The following is a 16218-nucleotide window of genomic DNA, read 5'->3' as shown; positions in this document are numbered from 1 at the left end:
ATCTTCAGCAGATGGACAGTCACCGTAGAAATGGAGTCAGCGGGCGGTGCCGTGCAGCGCCGCCGGGTTGGGGGGAAAGTGCGCGAACTGCGCCCACTGCAGGCTCTCGGTCTCTCCGCGACAGCGGAGGCTGCCTACCTCGCGCTGGTGGAACAGGGTCCGCAGACCTTGACCGACCTCACCGACCGGCCGACGCTGGTCGGGTCGCCTCTCGAAAGCCTCCAGCACGCGGTCACCGAGCTCAGCGACATCGGTCTGGTGTCGCGCACGGACGGCAGGCTGACCGCCCAGCCACCTCGCGCGATGCTGGAGGCCGTCGCCGAACGACGCGCACGCGAAGCCCGGATCGCCTACGAGAGCGCGACGGTCCTGTCACGGTTCTGGATCGACCACACCTCGGGATCGAGCTATGTCGAGGTCGTCGACTCGTCGCACAGACACATGGCGGTCCAGCGACGGGTCCACGACGAGGCCGTGGCGGAGGTGCGTGGGCTGTCGATAGGGCCGGTGGGCGGGGGCGATCGTGTGCCGGAGGTCAGCGTCGGAATGCTGGACGCGCTGGACCGCGGGATCGCCTACCGGGTGGTGTACAGCGCCGACATCCTGCAGGACCCCAAGGCACTGGCGGTGGCGCACACGTGTGTCGACCACGGGGAGCAGGCGCGGGTCTTCCCGGATGTCGCGCTGAACGTCCTGGTCTGCGACGACCGCTGGGCCGTGGTGGGTGTCACCGCGCCGGACCGTATGGGACACCACAGCGTCTTCGTCCAGCCGTCGGGCCTGTTGGACGGGCTGATCGGCGTCTTCGAGTCGTACTGGCGGATGGCCGTTCCGCTCCCCCCGGCCGGTGAGGGAGCCGAGAGCGGGGCCAGTCCGATGAACGAGGGCCGGCAGCTCCTGAGCTACCTCAGTGCCGGGCTGACCGACGAGTCGATCGCCCGTGAGCTCGGGGTGAGTGAGCGGACCGTCGCCCGACGCATCGTCCGCCTGCAGGAGATGCTGGGCGCCCGGACCCGGTTCCAGCTCGGTGTCCAGGCCAGCCGCCGCGGCTGGCTCTGAACCACGGCCCTGGTCGGGCCCGTGCAATGGGCGCGAGGGACGGGTCGGTGCGTGATCCGGCCCGCCCCGCGCGGGTCTTCGGCCGCTCAGGCGATCATTGCCCTGCGGTGGGAGCGGCGGCCGTCAGCCGGCGTCCGGCTTGACCAGGTCGGGGAGCTTGGCCTCGAACAGCTCGTCGAACTTGAGCGACGGCAGGATGTGTCCCTGGTTCGACGCGTCGTTGGCCACGCCCGCCGCCCAACTGGACGAGGCAAGCCGCTGGTTCGGCGTGCCGTGGTGGCCCGAGCTGGTGAAGCTGCAGTCGCCGACCTGGTAGAACGACTTCTCGGACTTGAGGAGCCGGGTGGCGTTCAGCGACTCGCCGCGGGCATGGGTCAGGTAGTACGTCCCGAACGCGTCGGCCATGAGCTCGGTGCGGCGGGTGGCCTCCGGACCGGTCAGGTCGCTCTCGAAGAGGTTCTTCTGGAACTGCACATGGTGAGCGAACTCGTGGCCCAGGATGCCCTTCGGCGCGACATCGCCCAGATCCACCGCGGACATGCCCTGCAGGATGCCGTCACCCATGACGATCCGGTCGGAGATGCCTAGGGGCTGCGGATCGTCCTTCTCGCTGTAGGCGAAGGCGTTGAAGGTGAACATCGGGTTTGCGCCACCTTGGAGCACCGGTTCCGAGTCGATCAGCTCGATGAACAGCTCGGCCAGGCCGAGCGCCCATTCCCGTGGGGCCTCCTCGATCGGATTGCCGTACATCACGGAAAGGACGCGGGCGAGCCGCTCGGGGCTGGAGAGGACGTCCGCTCCGTGCATGGGTACCAGCTGGATGCCCGCGGAGTCGATGTCCCAGAAGCGCTTGAGGTTCTTCATCTCGGCGGTGAGCTTCTGGGTGTACTCGCCGTTGACGCCGAAGGTGTTCGACTTCGACTCCCTGCCGGAGATCAGCGCGTCGAAGGCCGCCCAGTCGAAGCCACCGTAGAACTGGAGGTTGAAGATGATAGCCGGGTGCTTGATGCCAACGAGGAGAGAGTTGGCGTACGTCGTGAGTTCGGTCTGCTGGCACTGGTGGTCGCCGGGGTTGATCACGCTGTCGCGGACCTCGCTCCACGGCGACTCGTTCAGGCCGTACTTCGCACGGGCTGCTCTGAGGCGCGACTCCCAGTCAGCGGGCAGCTTGGCCTGGATCTTGTCGACGATGGCCTTGGTCTGCGGGGTCATTCCGGAGGTGTCGACGGACGACTGCAGCGACCGGCTGGTGACGGTCGTGGCCCCGGTCGCATCGGCGGCGTGCGCAGGAAGCGCCATGCCGAGGGCACAGGTCGCGGCGAGTGCCAGGCTCGTCGCCATGGAGAGGGTCTTCTTCACGTGGACTCCTTCTGAGGGTGCCCGGTAGGGGAACCGCGGGCGTCGCCAGTCTGTGAGTCCGACTACCAATTGGTGAACGGGCGTCGACTGTCTGAAACCGGCATGTCTGGAACCGGACAACTCACCAGGGGCGCTGTGCGCCACGCGGAGTACTCCGCAGTTCGAGTACGGAAACGGTGGGCACCGAATGGTGCGCTGTTCTTCCTGATCAACGTCGTCGGACACTACTGTCAGTTACACGGCCGAGGGGACATGGCGGCTGCTGAGGCGCCATGGCTGGTCGTGGCAGCCGCGACCTGATCGTGCGGGCACACAACCAGCTCAACGGGCCGATCGTCCTGGTCTGGGACAACCTGCGAACTCATCTGATGCCACAGATGAAGGCTTTCATCGCCGAGAACGACGACTGGCTGACGGTGTTCCACTTCCCTGCCTACGCACCCGACCTCAACCCGCAGGAAGGCATCTGGTCGCTGGTCAAACGCACCGTGTGCAACCTCGCCGCCGCGAACCTCGACCAGCCGGCCACCGTCGTCAAACACAGCCTCAAGAAGATCCAGTACCGTTCACACCTGATCAACGGCTGCCTCACCGGCACCGGCCTGACCATGGATGCTTGACCACGATCAGACCGACATCACACATTCCAATTCAGTAGCTGACGACCACCCTCGATGGGGCCACCATTGGCCCTGACCTCAGTCCGGGCCGAGCAAAGACTCTTCCGGCAGTGGGTCAAGCCTGCGTGCCAGCGGGTACGTGACGTCCGCCCCGGCCAGGGCCCGCGGGCAGGACGTACGCGTCCTCCAAGTGCTGCTGACACCAAGCGCTGGGACACCTCCGCGGGCGTGTGCATCAGCCGTCACGGAAGGTCGGTGCGGCCCCACCAGGTCGGCCGCATCGGCACTCCGTCCTCATAGCGCTCCACCGGCGGCGTCGAGGGCGGAGGCGGCACCGCGTCCGCCGGATCCGGTTCAGCCCCCGGTGGGGCCGTCTGCGCCGACGGCGGGGCCGGTGCGGCGCTGTCGTCCAGCAGCTCCGCCGCCGTGAACCGCGTACTGAAGGACTGCCAGGCGCCGTCGATCACCAGAAGGAAGCCGTCGCCTTCCCGGAAGAGCCGACGGCGCTTCGGACTTCTGGGGTGCTCCGGCGTATGGCTCCGGGCACGCCGCTCCAGCTCCACCAGAGCCTCTTCGCGCGTACCCTCCACGTGCGTCAGCACGTACGCCTCCGCGTGCTTGCGCTCTCCGACACCCACGGTCGTCTCGATGACCAGTCCCCAAATCGCCATGCTCCCGCCCCTCCCGTTCGAATCAAGAAACAGCCTAAGGGCTTGCAGATCACCAACACGTTGTCTTGATCTTGTCGTGGGGCTCGGCGGTTTGGGCGAGAACCCTGGCCTGGAGGGCCGCGAGGACGACGGGTGGTGTCGTCGCGGGTAGGGATGACGATGCCGTGTGAGTCGAGCAGTTTCCTGTTCTTCAGGAGAGTGCGGTGCATCGCGGTCCGAACAGTACGGCGAGAGGTTCTGCGGCCAGGGCGACCCGCAGATGGAGCACGGTGGCCAGGACCTGGTCGGTGTAGGCGGGTCGGGGCGCTCGACGCGGACGGCTACCTCACCATCACCGGCCGCAAGAAGGGCATCATCGTCACGTCCGGCGGCAAGAACGTCTCACCCGCGATCCTGGAGGAACGGCTGGGCAGCCGCGCGCCCGTCGGCGAGTTCAGGGTCGCCGGCGACAACCGTTCCTATGACGCCGCGCTCGTCACCCTGGACCTCGAGGCCGTCGAGCACCGGCTCGCCGTGCGCAAACGCCCCAGGAACACGCCGCTCGCCGAGCTCACCCGCGACCGGGAACTGATCGCGGAGGTCCGGAAAGCCGTGGACCACGCCAACACGGTGGTCTCCGGGCCGAGTCCATCCGCAGGTTCACCGTCGTCGCGGGCGAGTTCACCGAGGAGAACGGCCTGCCGACCCCGTCGCTGAAGATCAAGCGGGACGCGGTGGCGGCGGCCTACGCGGACGAGGTCGAAGCGCTTTACGGCGAGTGATGGTAGACCTGGTGATTCCGTGACGGTCCGGTCGGCGGCCGTTGCTGCCCCTCACCGTCCCGAGGCACCCATGGATCCCGGTACACGACCCGCGCGCTGGCTGGTCCGCCGCCGCGAGCGCCCCGAAGCACCGCTGAACGTCTACGTCTTCGCGCACGCAAGCGGCTCCAGCGCCGAATACCTGTCGTGGACCGACGAATTGACGGAAATCCAGCTGTGGGGCGTGCAGCTCCCCGGCCGCTCCGCGCGCCGCGCGGAGCCCGCGCACACCGCGATCGGCCCCCTCGTCGCCGGCCTGGTCTCCCGGTCCGCGTTCACCGGGCCCTACGTGCTGCTCGGTCACAGCTTCGGCGGCCTCCTGGCGTACGAGACGACGAGGGCGCTGCGCCGCGAGGGACGCGAACTGCCCGAGCACCTGATCCTGTCCTCCTGCCCCGCCCCGCACACCTTCGGCACCGGCGGACCGGCCGGCTCGCTGCACACCCTCTCCGACGAGGAACTGATCACGGCGGCCGAGGCGCGCTGGGGCCCGCTGCCCGAGCAGGTGCACGCGGACGCGCGGCTGCGCCGGCTGGTCCTCGGCCCGCTCCGCGCCGACACCAGCGTCTTCGAGACGTACGTCCACGAACCCGAGCCCCCGCTGGAGGTCCCGGCGACCCTGCTGTGCGGCACCGGGGAGCAGGACCGCCTCGTCGGCGAGAGCGCGGGCTGGGCCCGGCACTTGGACCGCATCACCCGCCGGCTCGCCCTGCCCGGCGGGCACTTCTACTTCCGCGAGGACCGCGCCCCCCTCCTCGACGTCATCCGCGAGGTGGCCGGGGAGGTCGGCGTCGGGCGGCGGCGGCGCGCGACCGACTGACGGAGCCGCCGCACCGGCCTACCAGGCGTCCTCGTCCAGCGTCATGAGGACGCCGTCCTCGCGGTCGGCGATCTCCCGCTGGGCCGCGACCAGCGGGAGCACCTCCTGGGCGAAGAACACTGCCGTCGCCACCTTCCCCTGGTAGAAGGAGCGTTGGGCCCGCCGCGCCCGGCCGCGGGGTCCGCCAGGCGCCCGGCCGCCACTCCCGCCTGCCGCAGCAGCAGCCAGGCCACTAGGACGTCACCCGCCGCCATCAGCAGCCGGGTCGTGCCGCGCCCCACCTGATAGATGGCCGAGGGGTCCTCCAGGGACGCGAGGAGGTGCCCGCCGAGACCGGTCGCCATCGCCTGGAGATGGGCCGCGGACCGGCCGAGCAGTGCGTGCGCGTCGGCGAGTTCGCCGCTCTCCGGCGCGTCCGCCGCGGTCTTCTCCACCTCGGCGAGGAGGGCGGCGAGCGCCCCGTCCTGATCCCTGGCGATCTTGCGGAAGAAGAGGTCCATGCCCTGGATGGCGGTGGTGCCCTCATACAGCGTGTCGATCCGGGTGTCGCGGATGTACTGCTCCAGCGGGAAGTCCTGCGTGTACCCCGCGCCGCCGAGGGTCTGCAGGGCGTGCCCCAGCTGCTCGCAGGCCCTCTCGGAGCCGTAGCCCTTGACGATCGGGAGGAGCAGGTCGTTGAGGGCGTGCGCAGCGTCGTCGCGGGTGCCCGCCGCCTCCGCCTCGGCGATCCGGTCCTGCACGGTGGCCGTGTGCAGGACGAGGGCGCGAAGCCCCTCCGCGTACGCCTTCTGCAGAAGCAACGAGCGGCGCACGTCGGGGTGGCGCAGGATGGGCACCCGGGGAGCCGACTTGTCCGCGAGAGCGGTCAGATCGGCGCCCTGGGTACGGACCTTGGCGTACTCGAGGGCGTTGAGGAAGCCGGTGGAGAGCGGGTCGGATCACGGAGACAGTACAGAGCCGGCAGCAGGCGGCACCCGGCGCCTTCACCGCCTTCGCCCGCTTCGTGCTCTGCGGCGGAGGGGGCTCGCCTCCAGGGTGCCTGGCGGACCTGGAAGCGGCGGACGTCGATGCGGGAGGAGCTCGTCGTGTGTTCCGGCCTGCCGGGCGTTGGCCGGGGCGCGGAGCGGATCGGCGAGGAACCACGGGTCGAACTGCTCGGGGTGCACCCGAACCGCGTGCAGTTGCGGGCCGAGGGCGGTAGCACGCCTTGCGGACGACGGCCTGCTCGGTCTTGTCGAAGTCGCCGTCGGCGCCGCCGATCTGGATGACGGCACGGGCCTCGGCGGGCTTCTCCTTTGCCTTGGCGATCTCCTGCGGGATGCTGACCTTGCCGAGGGCGAAGCCGGCTGTGAGCTTGTTCAGCGGGAGAAGTTCCGAGTTCCGGGCTTTCGTCAGTCCCGCGAGTTGCCGAAGAGGACGCGGTAGCCGATGAGCAGGACGAGGGAGCCGCCGATTGCCGCGCCCCATGTGGTCAGGTCGAAGAAGTCGTTCTCCACGGGACGGTCGAGAAAGTGCGCCGAGAGCCAGCCGCCGACGAAGGCGCCGGCGATGCCGATGAGAGTGGTGCCGATCAGGCCACCGGGATCGCGCCCGGGGAGCAGGACCTTGGCGATGACTCCGGCGACGAGCCCGAGGATGATCCAGCTGATGATGCCCATGTTCGTTGTTCCCTTTCTCGGACCGCGCCGGGCGGAGGCTCCCCCGGCCGACAGCGATGCATTGCCCGGTTGCGCAACCGTACAGATAAGGGTGAAGACGCGGCGAGGGCGGCGCTGGTTGCGCCGGAACGCCTGGCGGTCCGTGGGCGTGGACCGGCTCATCGGCAGGCGGCCGCCGTCGCTCGGGGTTCTGGATCGCGGTCTAAACTGGGAAGGTTCGCAAGCGACCCCGCGGAAATGGGAGGGACGACGGTGGCGACAGGCGTCGACAGCTTCGAGGACCCACCTGCCGAGGTACTCGCGGAGGCGGCCGCGGCCTTCGGGCTGCTGGCGTCCTCGGCACGGCTGCACATCATGTGGGCCCTGGCCCAGGGCGAGAGCGACGTGAGTGGACTCGCGGAGCGGGTGGGCGGCGCGCTGCCCGCCGTCAGCCAGCACCTGACGAAGCTGAAGCTCGCCGGTCTCGTGCGTTCCCGTCGCGAGGGCCGACGGATGGTCTACTTCGTGGACGACCCCGATACTGTGACCGTGGTGCGGCTGATGGTCGGCCAGTTGACCGCGCGCGCCGACGGTACGTCCGCACCGGTGCGCGCGCTCCGCGGGACCGGCGCCTGAGACCTCTGAGGGGCCGGGCCTCGTGGTGCCCGATCCGCGGACCGTTCCGGTGCCGGGCAGAGCCCCTGCGGTCGGCCGGATGCCGCAAGGAACCGACCGCGCTTCAGGTGCTGCGCACGCTGGACAGCGGCCCCCGCGGGCTGACGGACGTGGAAGCCGACGCGCGCCTCGCCAGGTTCGGCGAGAGCACGCTGCCTGCCCGGCGGACCGTGTCATGGCCCGGGCGTTTTTTGCGCAGTCTGCGCGATCCGTTCACCGCAGTACCGCTCTCGGGCAACGTGCCGGCATTCGCCCGCGGCGCGCACCCCGGCAGTCAGGCGCAGTCCTGCCTGGACCGGATGCATGCCAACTGGGCCAAGGCCAGGAAGGAGGTTTCCGCTCAGCCGTAGGAGAGGTCGGCGCAGAGGTCGTCGTCGGCGGAGCGGGCACCGTCGGCCACTTCGGAGGGTAGGGAGGACGGCTCACCGGAGGCGGTGGCTGCGGGGTTGTCCACGTAGTCCTGGCCGAGGATCACATTGATTCCCGTCGTGGTAGCCGCCTGGAGTTCTGCGTCGGGGAAGAGGCGGGCGACTGTCTTCGCCCGGTCCTTCTGCCCTGGTCCGTACTCGATCACTGTGGTGCTGTGGTCCTGGCTGTCGGCCGTGGTGGTGCTGGTGACGGTGAAGTCGTGGTCCTTGAGGGTCTGCGCCGCGTCGGCGGCGAGTCCGGTGACGGTGGTGCCGTTGTAGACGGCGACATCGATGCCGTCCCCGGAGAACGCTTCAGCGGCACCTGCCGAGGGGGAGGCCGAGGCTGTCTCGTCCGGGGCTTTGCCGCCGGCGTTCTTGCTGCTGGCGTCCTTGCCGTCGATGGTCCGGTCGACTTTCAGCGCCGCCCACAGGGCATGGGCGTCCGGCTCGACGATGGCGACCCGTGCCCCCTGGTACCGCCAGGGAACGGTCACGAACTTGGTGTTGTGCAGGTCGATGTCCTTCATCGTCATCGCGAAGGACAGCAGCTTGTCGGCTGATCCCAGGCCGGGGTCGACGGTCATGGACCGGGTTGCGGCGTCCGCGAGCGGCAGGAGCTTGGCGGGGGTGAGTCCGTCGCTCTTCACCTTCTTGATCAGGCTTGCGACGAAGGCTTGCTGGCGTTTGATGCGGCCTATGTCGGAGCCGTCGCCGATGCCGTGCCGAATGCGCACGTAGTCCAGTGCCTGTTGCCCCGCGACCTTCTGCCCGCCCTTGGCGAAGAGGAGCTTGCCGCGCGTGGTGCGGTTGGGATTGAGATCCCGTTGGTAGATTTCCTGCGGCAGACACACCTCGACGCCGCCGACGACCTTGGTCAGTTCCGAGAAGCCCTTGAAGTCGACGACGACGGTGTGGTCGACACGTAGCCCGGTCAGCTTCTCGACGGTGTTCTGGGTACAGGCGGGGTTGCCCTTGGCGGTCTGGCCCATGGAGTACGCCGCGTTGAACATGGTGTTGGTCTGCGTCTTGGACCAACTCCCGTCCGGGAGCCTGCAGGGTGGGATGTCGACAAGGGTGTCACGCGGGATGGACACAGCGACGGCGTGCTGGTGATCGGCATAGATGTGGAGCAGGAAGGCGGTGTCCGAGCGGCCGACGTCGCTCTTGTCGCCGCCGCCCAGATCACTGTTCCCGCCGGTGCGCGCGTCCGAGCCGATGACCAGAACGTTCTCCCCCTTCGAGGCGGAGGCATCCGGCCGGTCGTCGGAGATACCGTCCGAACTGAAGGTTTCGATGTTGCCGCCCAGCCGGAGGTAGATCCACCCCGCCCCTGCCGTCACCAGCACGAGCAGGGACAGAGCCGTCACCAGCACGAGTCGCGCCCGGCTGCGCTTGCGCCGCCGTCCGCGTACGGCGGATCGAGCGTCGTCGTGACGCGCAGACGCCATCTGCCGGCGGGTGCCTGCCATGGGTACGCCCCTCATCCGTCCGGTTGATACAGAGGGACGACTCGCCCCACCCCAAGGTTGTACAGTTGCGCAATGTAGCAAGCTTTCCGGTGGGAGCCACTCCTGGGTGCGCACCCTGGTCGATGAGGTGAAGGGCAGGGCGGGAAATGTTGCGTAATGGGCTGGAGCCTTGGCATCTGCTGATTGTGGCGATCGTCGTCATCGTGCTGTTCGGGTCGAAGAAACTGCCGGACACCGCTCGGGCCGTGGGGAAGTCGCTGCGCATCCTCAAGAGCGAGACCAAGGCCATGAAGGAGGATGACGCGCCGGGTCCCGCCGCCGATCCCGGCCCGGCCGTGCGGGTCGCGCCTTCGGTGATCCCGGCCGCGGGTGAGCCGGCTCCGGCCCGCCCGGCCGCGGAAGGCAACGACGCCGCCCGCTGAACGGGACACGGCGGCACCGTCAGGGGCTGGCGCCGTCGAAGCCGTACCTCAGCGGCTCACTCCGCACCCGGGGATCCCGGCGATAGAGGTAGAGGGCCTCAACCCGCATGTCCCCGGGCGGGGAATCCAGTTGGCAGGGGAAAGTGACCTGTAGCACCGCGGGCCGGTCGGTGACCCGCATCCATGCCCCGTCCGCGGGGCCGCCTTCGAGCTTCGCGCGCTCCCAGCCGGTGAAGTCGTTCGCATCCATGCTCATACTTTAATTATTGCGCAAGCTTTAAACTATTGTGAAACGCGTCACTCCGGGGCTCAAGCGCGGGCCCTGACGCAACTCGACCATGGGGAGAAGCAGTACACATGGGCGTCAGCCTCACCAAGGGTCAGAACGTCGTCCTCAACCAGGACGGCACCCCGCTCGCGGACGTCACGGTCGGATTGGGCTGGGACGCACGGCCGGTCGGCGCCGCCGACTTCGACCTCGACGCGTCCGCGATCATCTGCGGCCCTGAGATGAAGGTGATCTCCGACGAGCACTTCGTCTTCTACAACAACCTCATCAGCCCCGATGGCGCCGTTCGGCATACGGGCGACAACACGACCGGTGAAGGCGACGGGGACGACGAACAGATCCTCGTCGACCTCGACAGGCTGGGCGAGAGGGTGGGGCAGGTCGTCTTCGCGGTCTCCATTCACGACGCGGAACGGCGCGGCCAGAACTTCGGGCAGGTCGACGAAGCCTTCATCCGCGTGGTGGACAACCTCACCGGCCGTGAGATGTGCCGCTACGAACTCTCCTATGACGCCGCCGGTGAGACCGCGATGGTCTTCGGCGCCCTGTACCGCAGAGGCGGGGAGTGGAAGTTCCGCGCCATCGGCCAAGGTTATGCACAGGGCCTGGCGGGTATCGCCACCGACTACGGCGTAGGTATCGCCTGAGTGGTGCGGTGCCGGGAAGGGTGCGCGCGGGGGAGGAGGCGGTCACACGGCCCGGTCAGTAGCCCGCTGCCGCCGCACCGGCCAGGTCGCGGTGGATGACGCGGGCCGCTCCTTCGATGGTGGCGACGCCGTAGTCCATGGTGCGGTTGCCGCTGGAGAGGACGACCAGGCCGTAGTCGTGACCGTTTCCGGTGAAGGCACCCACGCTGTGAACCCGCCATCCGTCGGTGGCGCGCGGCAGCCAGCCGTTCTTGACCTGCACCGTCGCCGTGGCGGGCGATCCGGCGGGCACTCCCCACCTCTGGTCGGGGGCGACCCGATGCATGAGATCGAGGGCGTACGCGCGCGAGGCCGGCGTGAGTACGTCGTTCTGCGTCGTCAGCAGCTGCAGCAGCCGGAGCTGGTCGCCGGCGGTCGTTTGGGTGAGACCCCAGCTCACACCCGCACCGGGAACGGTGTGCCGCATGTCGGCCAGGGTGAGGAACTCCTGGAACCCGACGGCACCGATCTGGCGCCAGAGAGCGGAGGTCGAGTCGTTGTCCGACGTGGTGATCATCGCGGTGGTCAGTTCCACCTCCAGCGGAGTCAGCTTCCGGTGTGCCTCCTCGGCCTGCCGCAGCAGTGCTCCGAGCACCGAGACCTTGACGACACTGGCGGAGTCGAAGTGGGTGCCGGCGTTGAGTTCGCAGGTGGTCTGGGTGTTCCGGTCGTAGAGGGCCAGCGACGATGTTCCCTGACGACTGTCGAGGGCACCGGCGATGTCGTGGGACAGCGCGGCGGCCAGGCCCGGCCTCTTCGACGTGCAGACGACCTTCGAACCGGCGGCCGTGGCACTGGCCGTGTCGGCGGAGGCCGGGGTGGCCAGGGCGAACGCGGTGAGCAATGAGCATGCGGCCAAGGCGGCGGCCACACCGCGCCGAGCGCCGGTCGATACGGGTGATCGGTACATGAAGGCTGTGTCCTGTCCCACGATGTGTCGGAGGTCCCACGGTGTGTCGGAGGTCGTCTCGCCGGACCTCGCCCTGGCCGGCTGAGGGGCGCGCTTCGTCGCGTATTGCTTGCAACCGCGCAGTGAGGTGGGCCGCAGCAGGTTGCCGCCCTGGTATCTGTTCGGGCGGCGGAGATGTGATGAAGGGGGTCGGGGTTCAGTCGTACCGGACCGGATCCCCATTCATGGGCCAAGCCGACCCTACGCGCCGGAGAGGCAGCCATGTTGAGCACATTGGGGGAAATGTCTGATATGAGGGGACATGTCGTCATGTGATATTCGTCAAACCGGCAGCCCGCCACCGACCCGCAACCGTACGGGACCCAGCAGGCCGTTGACGCGCTGGCCCGGGAAGGCGAAGTGGGTCGGGCTCGTCGCGTCCAGGTGGGGTGCCAGCGTTCCGAACACGGCGATGTCGAGGGTGTGGGCCCCGGGCCCGGCCAGGCCCGTCAGGTCGAATACGTACGGGGAACACACCCGCACCCCGGCGGCCTCGCCGTCGACCCGCACCTCCGCCGTCCCGCGAACCCGTCCGAGGTCGAGCCGCACGCGCCCCGTGGCGGCCTCGGCGGGCAGGGTCACCACGCGGCGGTACCGCACTCCGCCGCTGTACTCGGCCAGGCCGTGTGTCTCCCAGTCGCCGACGCGAATCCGCCCGGGGCCGACCTCGCAACGCACCGGGCCGGCCAGCGCGGCGCCCCCCTCGAACCCGGGACGGGTCCGGATCCGCAGGGCCGCGGTCCGGGGACCGGACGGGCCACCGGCCCGCAGATCGACCGCCACGGTCCGAACGCCCCGGGCGTCGACGGCGACGACGGGCGCGGGGTACTCGGCGCCGTCCACGAAGACCGTCGTTCCGCCGTGCACGTACGCGGTCAACCGGGTGGTCCCGGGCGGCAGTTCGCACCACAGCCACTCCACCGCTCCCCGGCTCCCCGGGGCCGCGCACCGGACCGGCACCACCGTACCGTCGTCCGCGTCCGGGTCCAGCCAGGCGGCGCCCGGCAGTGGATGGGGTCGGCGGCGCAGATGCAGCGCGGCCGGGTCGCCCACCGGCTCGCGGCGCACCGCGACCGGCACACGCCCCCGCGCGCTCCCGGCCCACCAATGGGCGTCACTGTGCAGGGCCGCGACGCGGTCGCCGTTCCCGTCCTCGAAGACCGCGTCCACCAGGACCGCACGGTCGCCGTCGCCGGACGTCTCCACCGCGATGTCGTTGTCACCGATGCGCAGCGTCGCCGCCACGTCATGGCGTCGCACGCGCGGCACCGCATGTTCGGCATAGGGGTCGAATCCACCCTGCCTGCCCACCAGGTGCCCGTTGACGCGCAGTACGCAGGGGACACGTGCGGCCACTTGGACGACGGCCCGGACGGGAAGCGCGGAGAGGCGCAACGTCGTGCCCATCGTTCCGGAAGCGTGAATCCACTCCGGGCGCCGGTAGCGCTCCGGATCGCGTACGAGTGCCACATGCGCCCGCAGGTCGCATTCCTGATCAGGGATCAGTTCCAGTTCGAGCAGCCGGCGGCCCGCCGGTACGCGCACTGGGCCCATCACGAGGTGGCCCCCGTCGTCCAGGGAAACGGGGGCGCCGTCGAGCCGGGCCCGCTTCGCCGCCGCGGCCCCGATCGCCAGATGTCCGTCGAAGGACTCGTCCAGGAGAAGCTCCATGCGCACCCGCACCAGCTCTCCGGCGGCCGTGGGGCCGATGTGCACGAACTCCTCCGGCACATGCCCCTTGGGCCCGAGGACCGCTCGGTGGACCGGGTCCTTGTACACGCCCAGCGTGTTGGACCATTCAAGGGTCACCGGGAAGCCGTGGCCGGGACCGTCGCGGAGCGCGACCGCATGCGGGCCGAACGTCGCGTGGACCGTGTCCACGGCCTGCTCGTCGGCGCGGTCCGGCCCCCTGGCCCAGCCATCCCGGACGCCGTCCTCCCCGGCCACTTCCGTCCGGTGCCGGAAGGTCCGGCACTCGGTGACTGCCGGGCCGGTGGGCGGGCCGGTCGCGGGACGGGCGAAGTCGCCCCAGGTGTTGTCGAGGGTCGGGACGAGCGTCATGTCCCAGTCCGCGTCCGGCGGGATCTCCACGGTGGTGACCGCAGGTGCGGTCCCCGGTGTCCCGGACGCTTCGGCCGTGGCCGTCCCCACGGTCCGGGCCGGCAGGACCAGCACCGCCGCGGGACCCGTATCGAAGGGGACATCGACCTCGACGGCCCGGGCATCGTCATCGGCGGGACGCACCGGCAGCGTCCGGGGCGCGCCGCCGAACGGGTCCACCAGGAGGGCCGGGCCCCCCGCGTCCCGTACCCGCACCCGTGTGCCGCGCGCGTAGCGGCCCGGGTCGAAGTCGTATCGGGCATCCAGCCAGCCGAGCGCGGCGCCCCGGGCGTCGGGGGCCGCGACGGCCGCCCGGGTCGCCCGCGGGGCGGCCGCGGTCAGGAACACCACCGTGGTGTCGTCCACACGCCGCGCGAGTGCGGGAACCGGGGCCCGGACCAGCGGGTGCACCCCCGAGAGCGCCGCGGCCATATCGTCCGGCCCGGGGACGAAAACGGCCCGGCCGTCCGTGAAGCACGCGCGCAGCTCGGCGAGCACACCGGCCGCTTCGCAGTCGATCACGTGCTCGGGGAGGGCGCCAAAAGCAATCAACGTCCCACCGGAAGAGGCGAATTCGACGAGCCGCTGTGCCGTGTCGTGTTCGAGGACCGTGCATGCGGGCAGCACGATCGCGGTGTACGCCTCGTCCGAGACCCTCAGCCGCACTCCGTCGTCCGACGGTGTGACCCGGGCGCGCGCCAGGGACGCGTCGTCGATGATGTCGGCATCGAGACCGAGCCGGTCCATGACGCCCGGCCGGGTACGGAACCAGGCCATGTCACCGGTGAGTTGCAGATACGCGGACTGCGCCCGCGCCGCCGTGTCCGTCACCCCGTCCATGGCGGTACCGGCCTGGGCCGTGGTGGTGGGCAGCAGGATCGCGATGTCGCACAGATGGTGTCCGAGGCTCAGGATCGCGCACAGCCGGGTCACGGCGTCGGCGAAGACGCGGTGGTGGCGCCAGTACGGCTGACGCCAGTCGGTCGCGGGCGGCGCCCACTCCCACCAGCCTCCCTTCGTCGTGTAGTAGACGGCATGCGGGTTGTAGAGGGTCGCACCGGCGCGGAGCCACGGCAGCAGCCAGTCGAACGTCTCCTCCAGCGTGACGCCCCAGCCGGTGGAGTGGAATGCCTCGATCCAGGTGCGGGGGTGGCCGTAGAGATGGGCCAGCGAGGAGTGGATACGGGCGTCCCCGTGGTGGTCGGAGCCGGGGGCGGAGAACCAGCGGTGCGTACGGGCGTAATCGGCGTACAACTCCACGCCCGCCAGGGGGTGTCCGGCGCGGGCGGGGTCCTGCTGGTCGCAGCCGATGCGCAGGCCGTGCCGGTCGTGCCACGCGGCCAGCGGCCGGAAGAACGCCTGCTCGGCCAGCTCGGCGCGGGTCACCTGATAGTCACGGCGGATCCGGTGGGCGTCCGTGTCCCCGCTGTCGTCGTACAGGGCGTCGAGCCGCGCGGTGATGTCGTACCCGTGAAGGCGCAGAAAGGCGTCGGCGAAACCGGTCGACCAGGTGGGCAGGGACGGCAACTCATCCTGGAACGAGCCGACGACGACCGTCCCCAGCCGGTCGCCGAGCCGGCGTTCGAACTCCCCGTGCACGCGGTCCAGCAGCGCCGCACACGCCGTCGAACCGAGGTAGTCGAAGCCGAGCGGCACATGATGATGGAGCGTCAGACGCCACCGTCCCGGACCGGGCGCCCGTACGACCCCGTCGTCCACCGCGACCCGGACCGCCGGGCCGACCGCACGGCCGGCTGCGTCGACGGGTTCGGCGCGGCCGGCGAGGGGCCTCCCGTCGGGGGGACACCGCAGCTCTCCGGTCCGCGGCGCCGTGGTGTCGACGTCGGCCCGCACGCGGTCGAGCCGACGGCCCGCGTGGGCGGGCTGCTCGTCGACGAGGCGCGCCTGGAGGTCGGCACCGGAGAAGCCGAGCTGGTCGTAGAACCACAGGCTCACACCCAGTTCGCGGGCGTCCTCGCACACGCCGTCGAGCAGAGCCCACCACGCGTCGGACAGAAAGGGCGGGTCGTCGGCGTCGGAGCCGAACAGGGGGCCCGAAGGCGCCAGATTGAGGAGAACGAGGTTGTGCACACCGCCCTCGGCGAACCGTTCCAACTGCGCCCGCAGCCGTGCGCGGTCGAGCCGTTCCCCGCTCCACCACCAGATGGCGGTGGGCGAGAAGGCGCGCGGCGGCTCCGCGAGGACCGCGGCGATGCCCGGGGGGAGCGGTGGGTGCACCGGTTGTGTCATGA

Annotated in this window: 14 protein-coding genes and 4 pseudogenes; 8 read left to right on the top strand and 10 right to left on the bottom strand. The window is 70.0% G+C overall.

Annotated features, from left to right (window positions below; genetic code table 11):
- Window positions 1-78 precede the first annotated feature (78 nt).
- Window positions 79-1059 (top strand): LuxR C-terminal-related transcriptional regulator, encoded by a 981-nt coding sequence (locus ACFVV1_RS27775; protein ID WP_389994409.1) that lies wholly within the window; start codon window positions 79-81, stop codon window positions 1057-1059.
- Between the two features lie 123 nt (window positions 1060-1182).
- Here the strand turns inward: ACFVV1_RS27775 and ACFVV1_RS27770 are convergent, their stop codons facing one another.
- Window positions 1183-2418 carry a hypothetical protein gene (locus tag ACFVV1_RS27770; protein ID WP_389994406.1) on the bottom strand — a complete coding sequence of 412 codons (1236 nt, stop codon included), beginning with the start codon at window positions 2416-2418 and terminating at the stop codon, window positions 1183-1185.
- A 272-nt stretch (window positions 2419-2690) separates the two neighbouring features.
- Here ACFVV1_RS27770 and ACFVV1_RS27765 point away from each other — a divergent pair, with 272 nt between their 5' ends.
- Window positions 2691-3038: a transposase gene (locus ACFVV1_RS27765; protein ID WP_389994403.1), complete on the top strand. Its 348-nt coding sequence runs from the start codon at window positions 2691-2693 to the stop codon at window positions 3036-3038.
- Window positions 3039-3280: 242 nt separating this feature from the next.
- Here the strand turns inward: ACFVV1_RS27765 and ACFVV1_RS27760 are convergent, their stop codons facing one another.
- On the bottom strand, window positions 3281-3709 hold the full coding sequence (locus ACFVV1_RS27760; RefSeq protein ID WP_389994401.1) for a hypothetical protein: 429 nt from the start codon (window positions 3707-3709) through the stop codon (window positions 3281-3283).
- A gap of 49 nt (window positions 3710-3758) precedes the next feature.
- Window positions 3759-4028: pseudogene (locus ACFVV1_RS27755) on the bottom strand (ISAzo13 family transposase); the annotation flags it as partial.
- Here ACFVV1_RS27755 and ACFVV1_RS27750 point away from each other — a divergent pair.
- Window positions 3941-4470: pseudogene (locus tag ACFVV1_RS27750) on the top strand (long-chain fatty acid--CoA ligase); the annotation flags it as partial. The pseudogenes ACFVV1_RS27755 and ACFVV1_RS27750 sit on opposite strands and share 88 nt — an antisense overlap.
- Before the next feature lie 70 nt (window positions 4471-4540).
- On the top strand, window positions 4541-5329 hold the full coding sequence (locus ACFVV1_RS27745; protein WP_389994399.1) for a thioesterase II family protein: 789 nt from the start codon (window positions 4541-4543) through the stop codon (window positions 5327-5329).
- Window positions 5330-5347: 18 nt separating this feature from the next.
- Here the strand turns inward: ACFVV1_RS27745 and ACFVV1_RS27740 are convergent.
- From ACFVV1_RS27740 to ACFVV1_RS27730, 3 genes and pseudogenes are all read right to left on the bottom strand, one after another.
- Window positions 5348-6198, bottom strand: a pseudogene (locus ACFVV1_RS27740) (acyl-CoA dehydrogenase C-terminal domain-containing protein).
- Between the two features lie 328 nt (window positions 6199-6526).
- Window positions 6527-6691 (bottom strand): annotated as a pseudogene (locus ACFVV1_RS27735) (Tellurite resistance TerB); the annotation flags it as partial.
- A 29-nt stretch (window positions 6692-6720) separates the two neighbouring features.
- Window positions 6721-6987, bottom strand: a complete 267-nt coding sequence (locus ACFVV1_RS27730) for a GlsB/YeaQ/YmgE family stress response membrane protein (RefSeq protein WP_389994397.1) — start codon at window positions 6985-6987, stop codon at window positions 6721-6723.
- Between the two features lie 237 nt (window positions 6988-7224).
- Between ACFVV1_RS27730 and ACFVV1_RS27725 the strand changes: the two genes are divergently transcribed.
- Together ACFVV1_RS27725 and ACFVV1_RS27720 are read left to right on the top strand one after the other, a co-directional pair.
- Window positions 7225-7602: an ArsR/SmtB family transcription factor gene (locus ACFVV1_RS27725; protein WP_389994394.1), complete on the top strand. Its 378-nt coding sequence runs from the start codon at window positions 7225-7227 to the stop codon at window positions 7600-7602.
- 107 nt (window positions 7603-7709) lie between these two features.
- Window positions 7710-7991, top strand: coding sequence for a cation-transporting P-type ATPase (locus ACFVV1_RS27720; protein WP_389994391.1), 282 nt, complete (start codon window positions 7710-7712; stop codon window positions 7989-7991).
- On the opposite strand, the gene ACFVV1_RS27715 is transcribed toward ACFVV1_RS27720, so the two are convergent.
- The gene (locus ACFVV1_RS27715; protein WP_389994388.1) at window positions 7982-9520 is read right to left on the bottom strand and encodes an LCP family protein; all 1539 of its coding nucleotides are present in this window, start codon (window positions 9518-9520) and stop codon (window positions 7982-7984) included. The genes ACFVV1_RS27720 and ACFVV1_RS27715 overlap by 10 nt on opposite strands.
- Before the next feature lie 146 nt (window positions 9521-9666).
- Here ACFVV1_RS27715 and tatA point away from each other — a divergent pair, with 146 nt between their 5' ends.
- The gene (gene tatA, locus ACFVV1_RS27710) at window positions 9667-9942 is read left to right on the top strand and encodes a Sec-independent protein translocase subunit TatA (protein WP_389994385.1); all 276 of its coding nucleotides are present in this window, start codon (window positions 9667-9669) and stop codon (window positions 9940-9942) included.
- A 19-nt stretch (window positions 9943-9961) separates the two neighbouring features.
- On the opposite strand, the gene ACFVV1_RS27705 is transcribed toward tatA, so the two are convergent.
- A complete protein-coding gene (locus ACFVV1_RS27705; RefSeq protein WP_389994382.1) occupies window positions 9962-10198 on the bottom strand; it encodes a hypothetical protein in 237 nt (78 codons plus the stop codon).
- 101 nt (window positions 10199-10299) lie between these two features.
- On the opposite strand from ACFVV1_RS27705, the gene ACFVV1_RS27700 reads away from it, so the two are divergent.
- The gene (locus tag ACFVV1_RS27700; RefSeq protein WP_389994379.1) at window positions 10300-10878 is read left to right on the top strand and encodes a TerD family protein; all 579 of its coding nucleotides are present in this window, start codon (window positions 10300-10302) and stop codon (window positions 10876-10878) included.
- 55 nt (window positions 10879-10933) lie between these two features.
- On the opposite strand, the gene ACFVV1_RS27695 is transcribed toward ACFVV1_RS27700, so the two are convergent.
- On the bottom strand, window positions 10934-11827 hold the full coding sequence (locus ACFVV1_RS27695) for a serine hydrolase (RefSeq protein ID WP_389994376.1): 894 nt from the start codon (window positions 11825-11827) through the stop codon (window positions 10934-10936).
- A gap of 321 nt (window positions 11828-12148) precedes the next feature.
- Window positions 12149-16216 (bottom strand): hypothetical protein, encoded by a 4068-nt coding sequence (locus ACFVV1_RS27690; protein ID WP_389994373.1) that lies wholly within the window; start codon window positions 16214-16216, stop codon window positions 12149-12151.
- Window positions 16217-16218 lie beyond the last annotated feature (2 nt).

The sequence above is a fragment of the Streptomyces sp. NPDC058092 genome, assembly GCF_042884935.1.
In the GTDB taxonomy this organism is placed as follows: domain Bacteria; phylum Actinomycetota; class Actinomycetes; order Streptomycetales; family Streptomycetaceae; genus Streptomyces.
Note: the sequence above shows the minus strand (reverse complement) of the source record. Positions and strands in the feature narration are given on the sequence as shown.

What these genes read in the sequence shown, in the direction of transcription:
- ACFVV1_RS27765 (WP_389994403.1), top strand. Translation starts at nt 2,691, where the DNA reads ATGGCTGGTCGTGGCAGCCGCGACCTGATCGTGCGGGCACACAACCAG.
- ACFVV1_RS27760 (WP_389994401.1), bottom strand. Translation starts at nt 3,709, where the DNA reads ATGGCGATTTGGGGACTGGTCATCGAGACGACCGTGGGTGTCGGAGAG.
- ACFVV1_RS27745 (WP_389994399.1), top strand. Translation starts at nt 4,541, where the DNA reads ATGGATCCCGGTACACGACCCGCGCGCTGGCTGGTCCGCCGCCGCGAG.
- ACFVV1_RS27730 (WP_389994397.1), bottom strand. Translation starts at nt 6,987, where the DNA reads ATGGGCATCATCAGCTGGATCATCCTCGGGCTCGTCGCCGGAGTCATC.
- ACFVV1_RS27725 (WP_389994394.1), top strand. Translation starts at nt 7,225, where the DNA reads ATGGGAGGGACGACGGTGGCGACAGGCGTCGACAGCTTCGAGGACCCA.
- ACFVV1_RS27715 (WP_389994388.1), bottom strand. Translation starts at nt 9,520, where the DNA reads ATGGCAGGCACCCGCCGGCAGATGGCGTCTGCGCGTCACGACGACGCT.
- tatA (WP_389994385.1), top strand. Translation starts at nt 9,667, where the DNA reads ATGTTGCGTAATGGGCTGGAGCCTTGGCATCTGCTGATTGTGGCGATC.
- ACFVV1_RS27705 (WP_389994382.1), bottom strand. Translation starts at nt 10,198, where the DNA reads ATGAGCATGGATGCGAACGACTTCACCGGCTGGGAGCGCGCGAAGCTC.
- ACFVV1_RS27700 (WP_389994379.1), top strand. Translation starts at nt 10,300, where the DNA reads ATGGGCGTCAGCCTCACCAAGGGTCAGAACGTCGTCCTCAACCAGGAC.
- ACFVV1_RS27695 (WP_389994376.1), bottom strand. Translation starts at nt 11,827, where the DNA reads ATGTACCGATCACCCGTATCGACCGGCGCTCGGCGCGGTGTGGCCGCC.
- ACFVV1_RS27690 (WP_389994373.1), bottom strand. Translation starts at nt 16,216, where the DNA reads ATGACACAACCGGTGCACCCACCGCTCCCCCCGGGCATCGCCGCGGTC.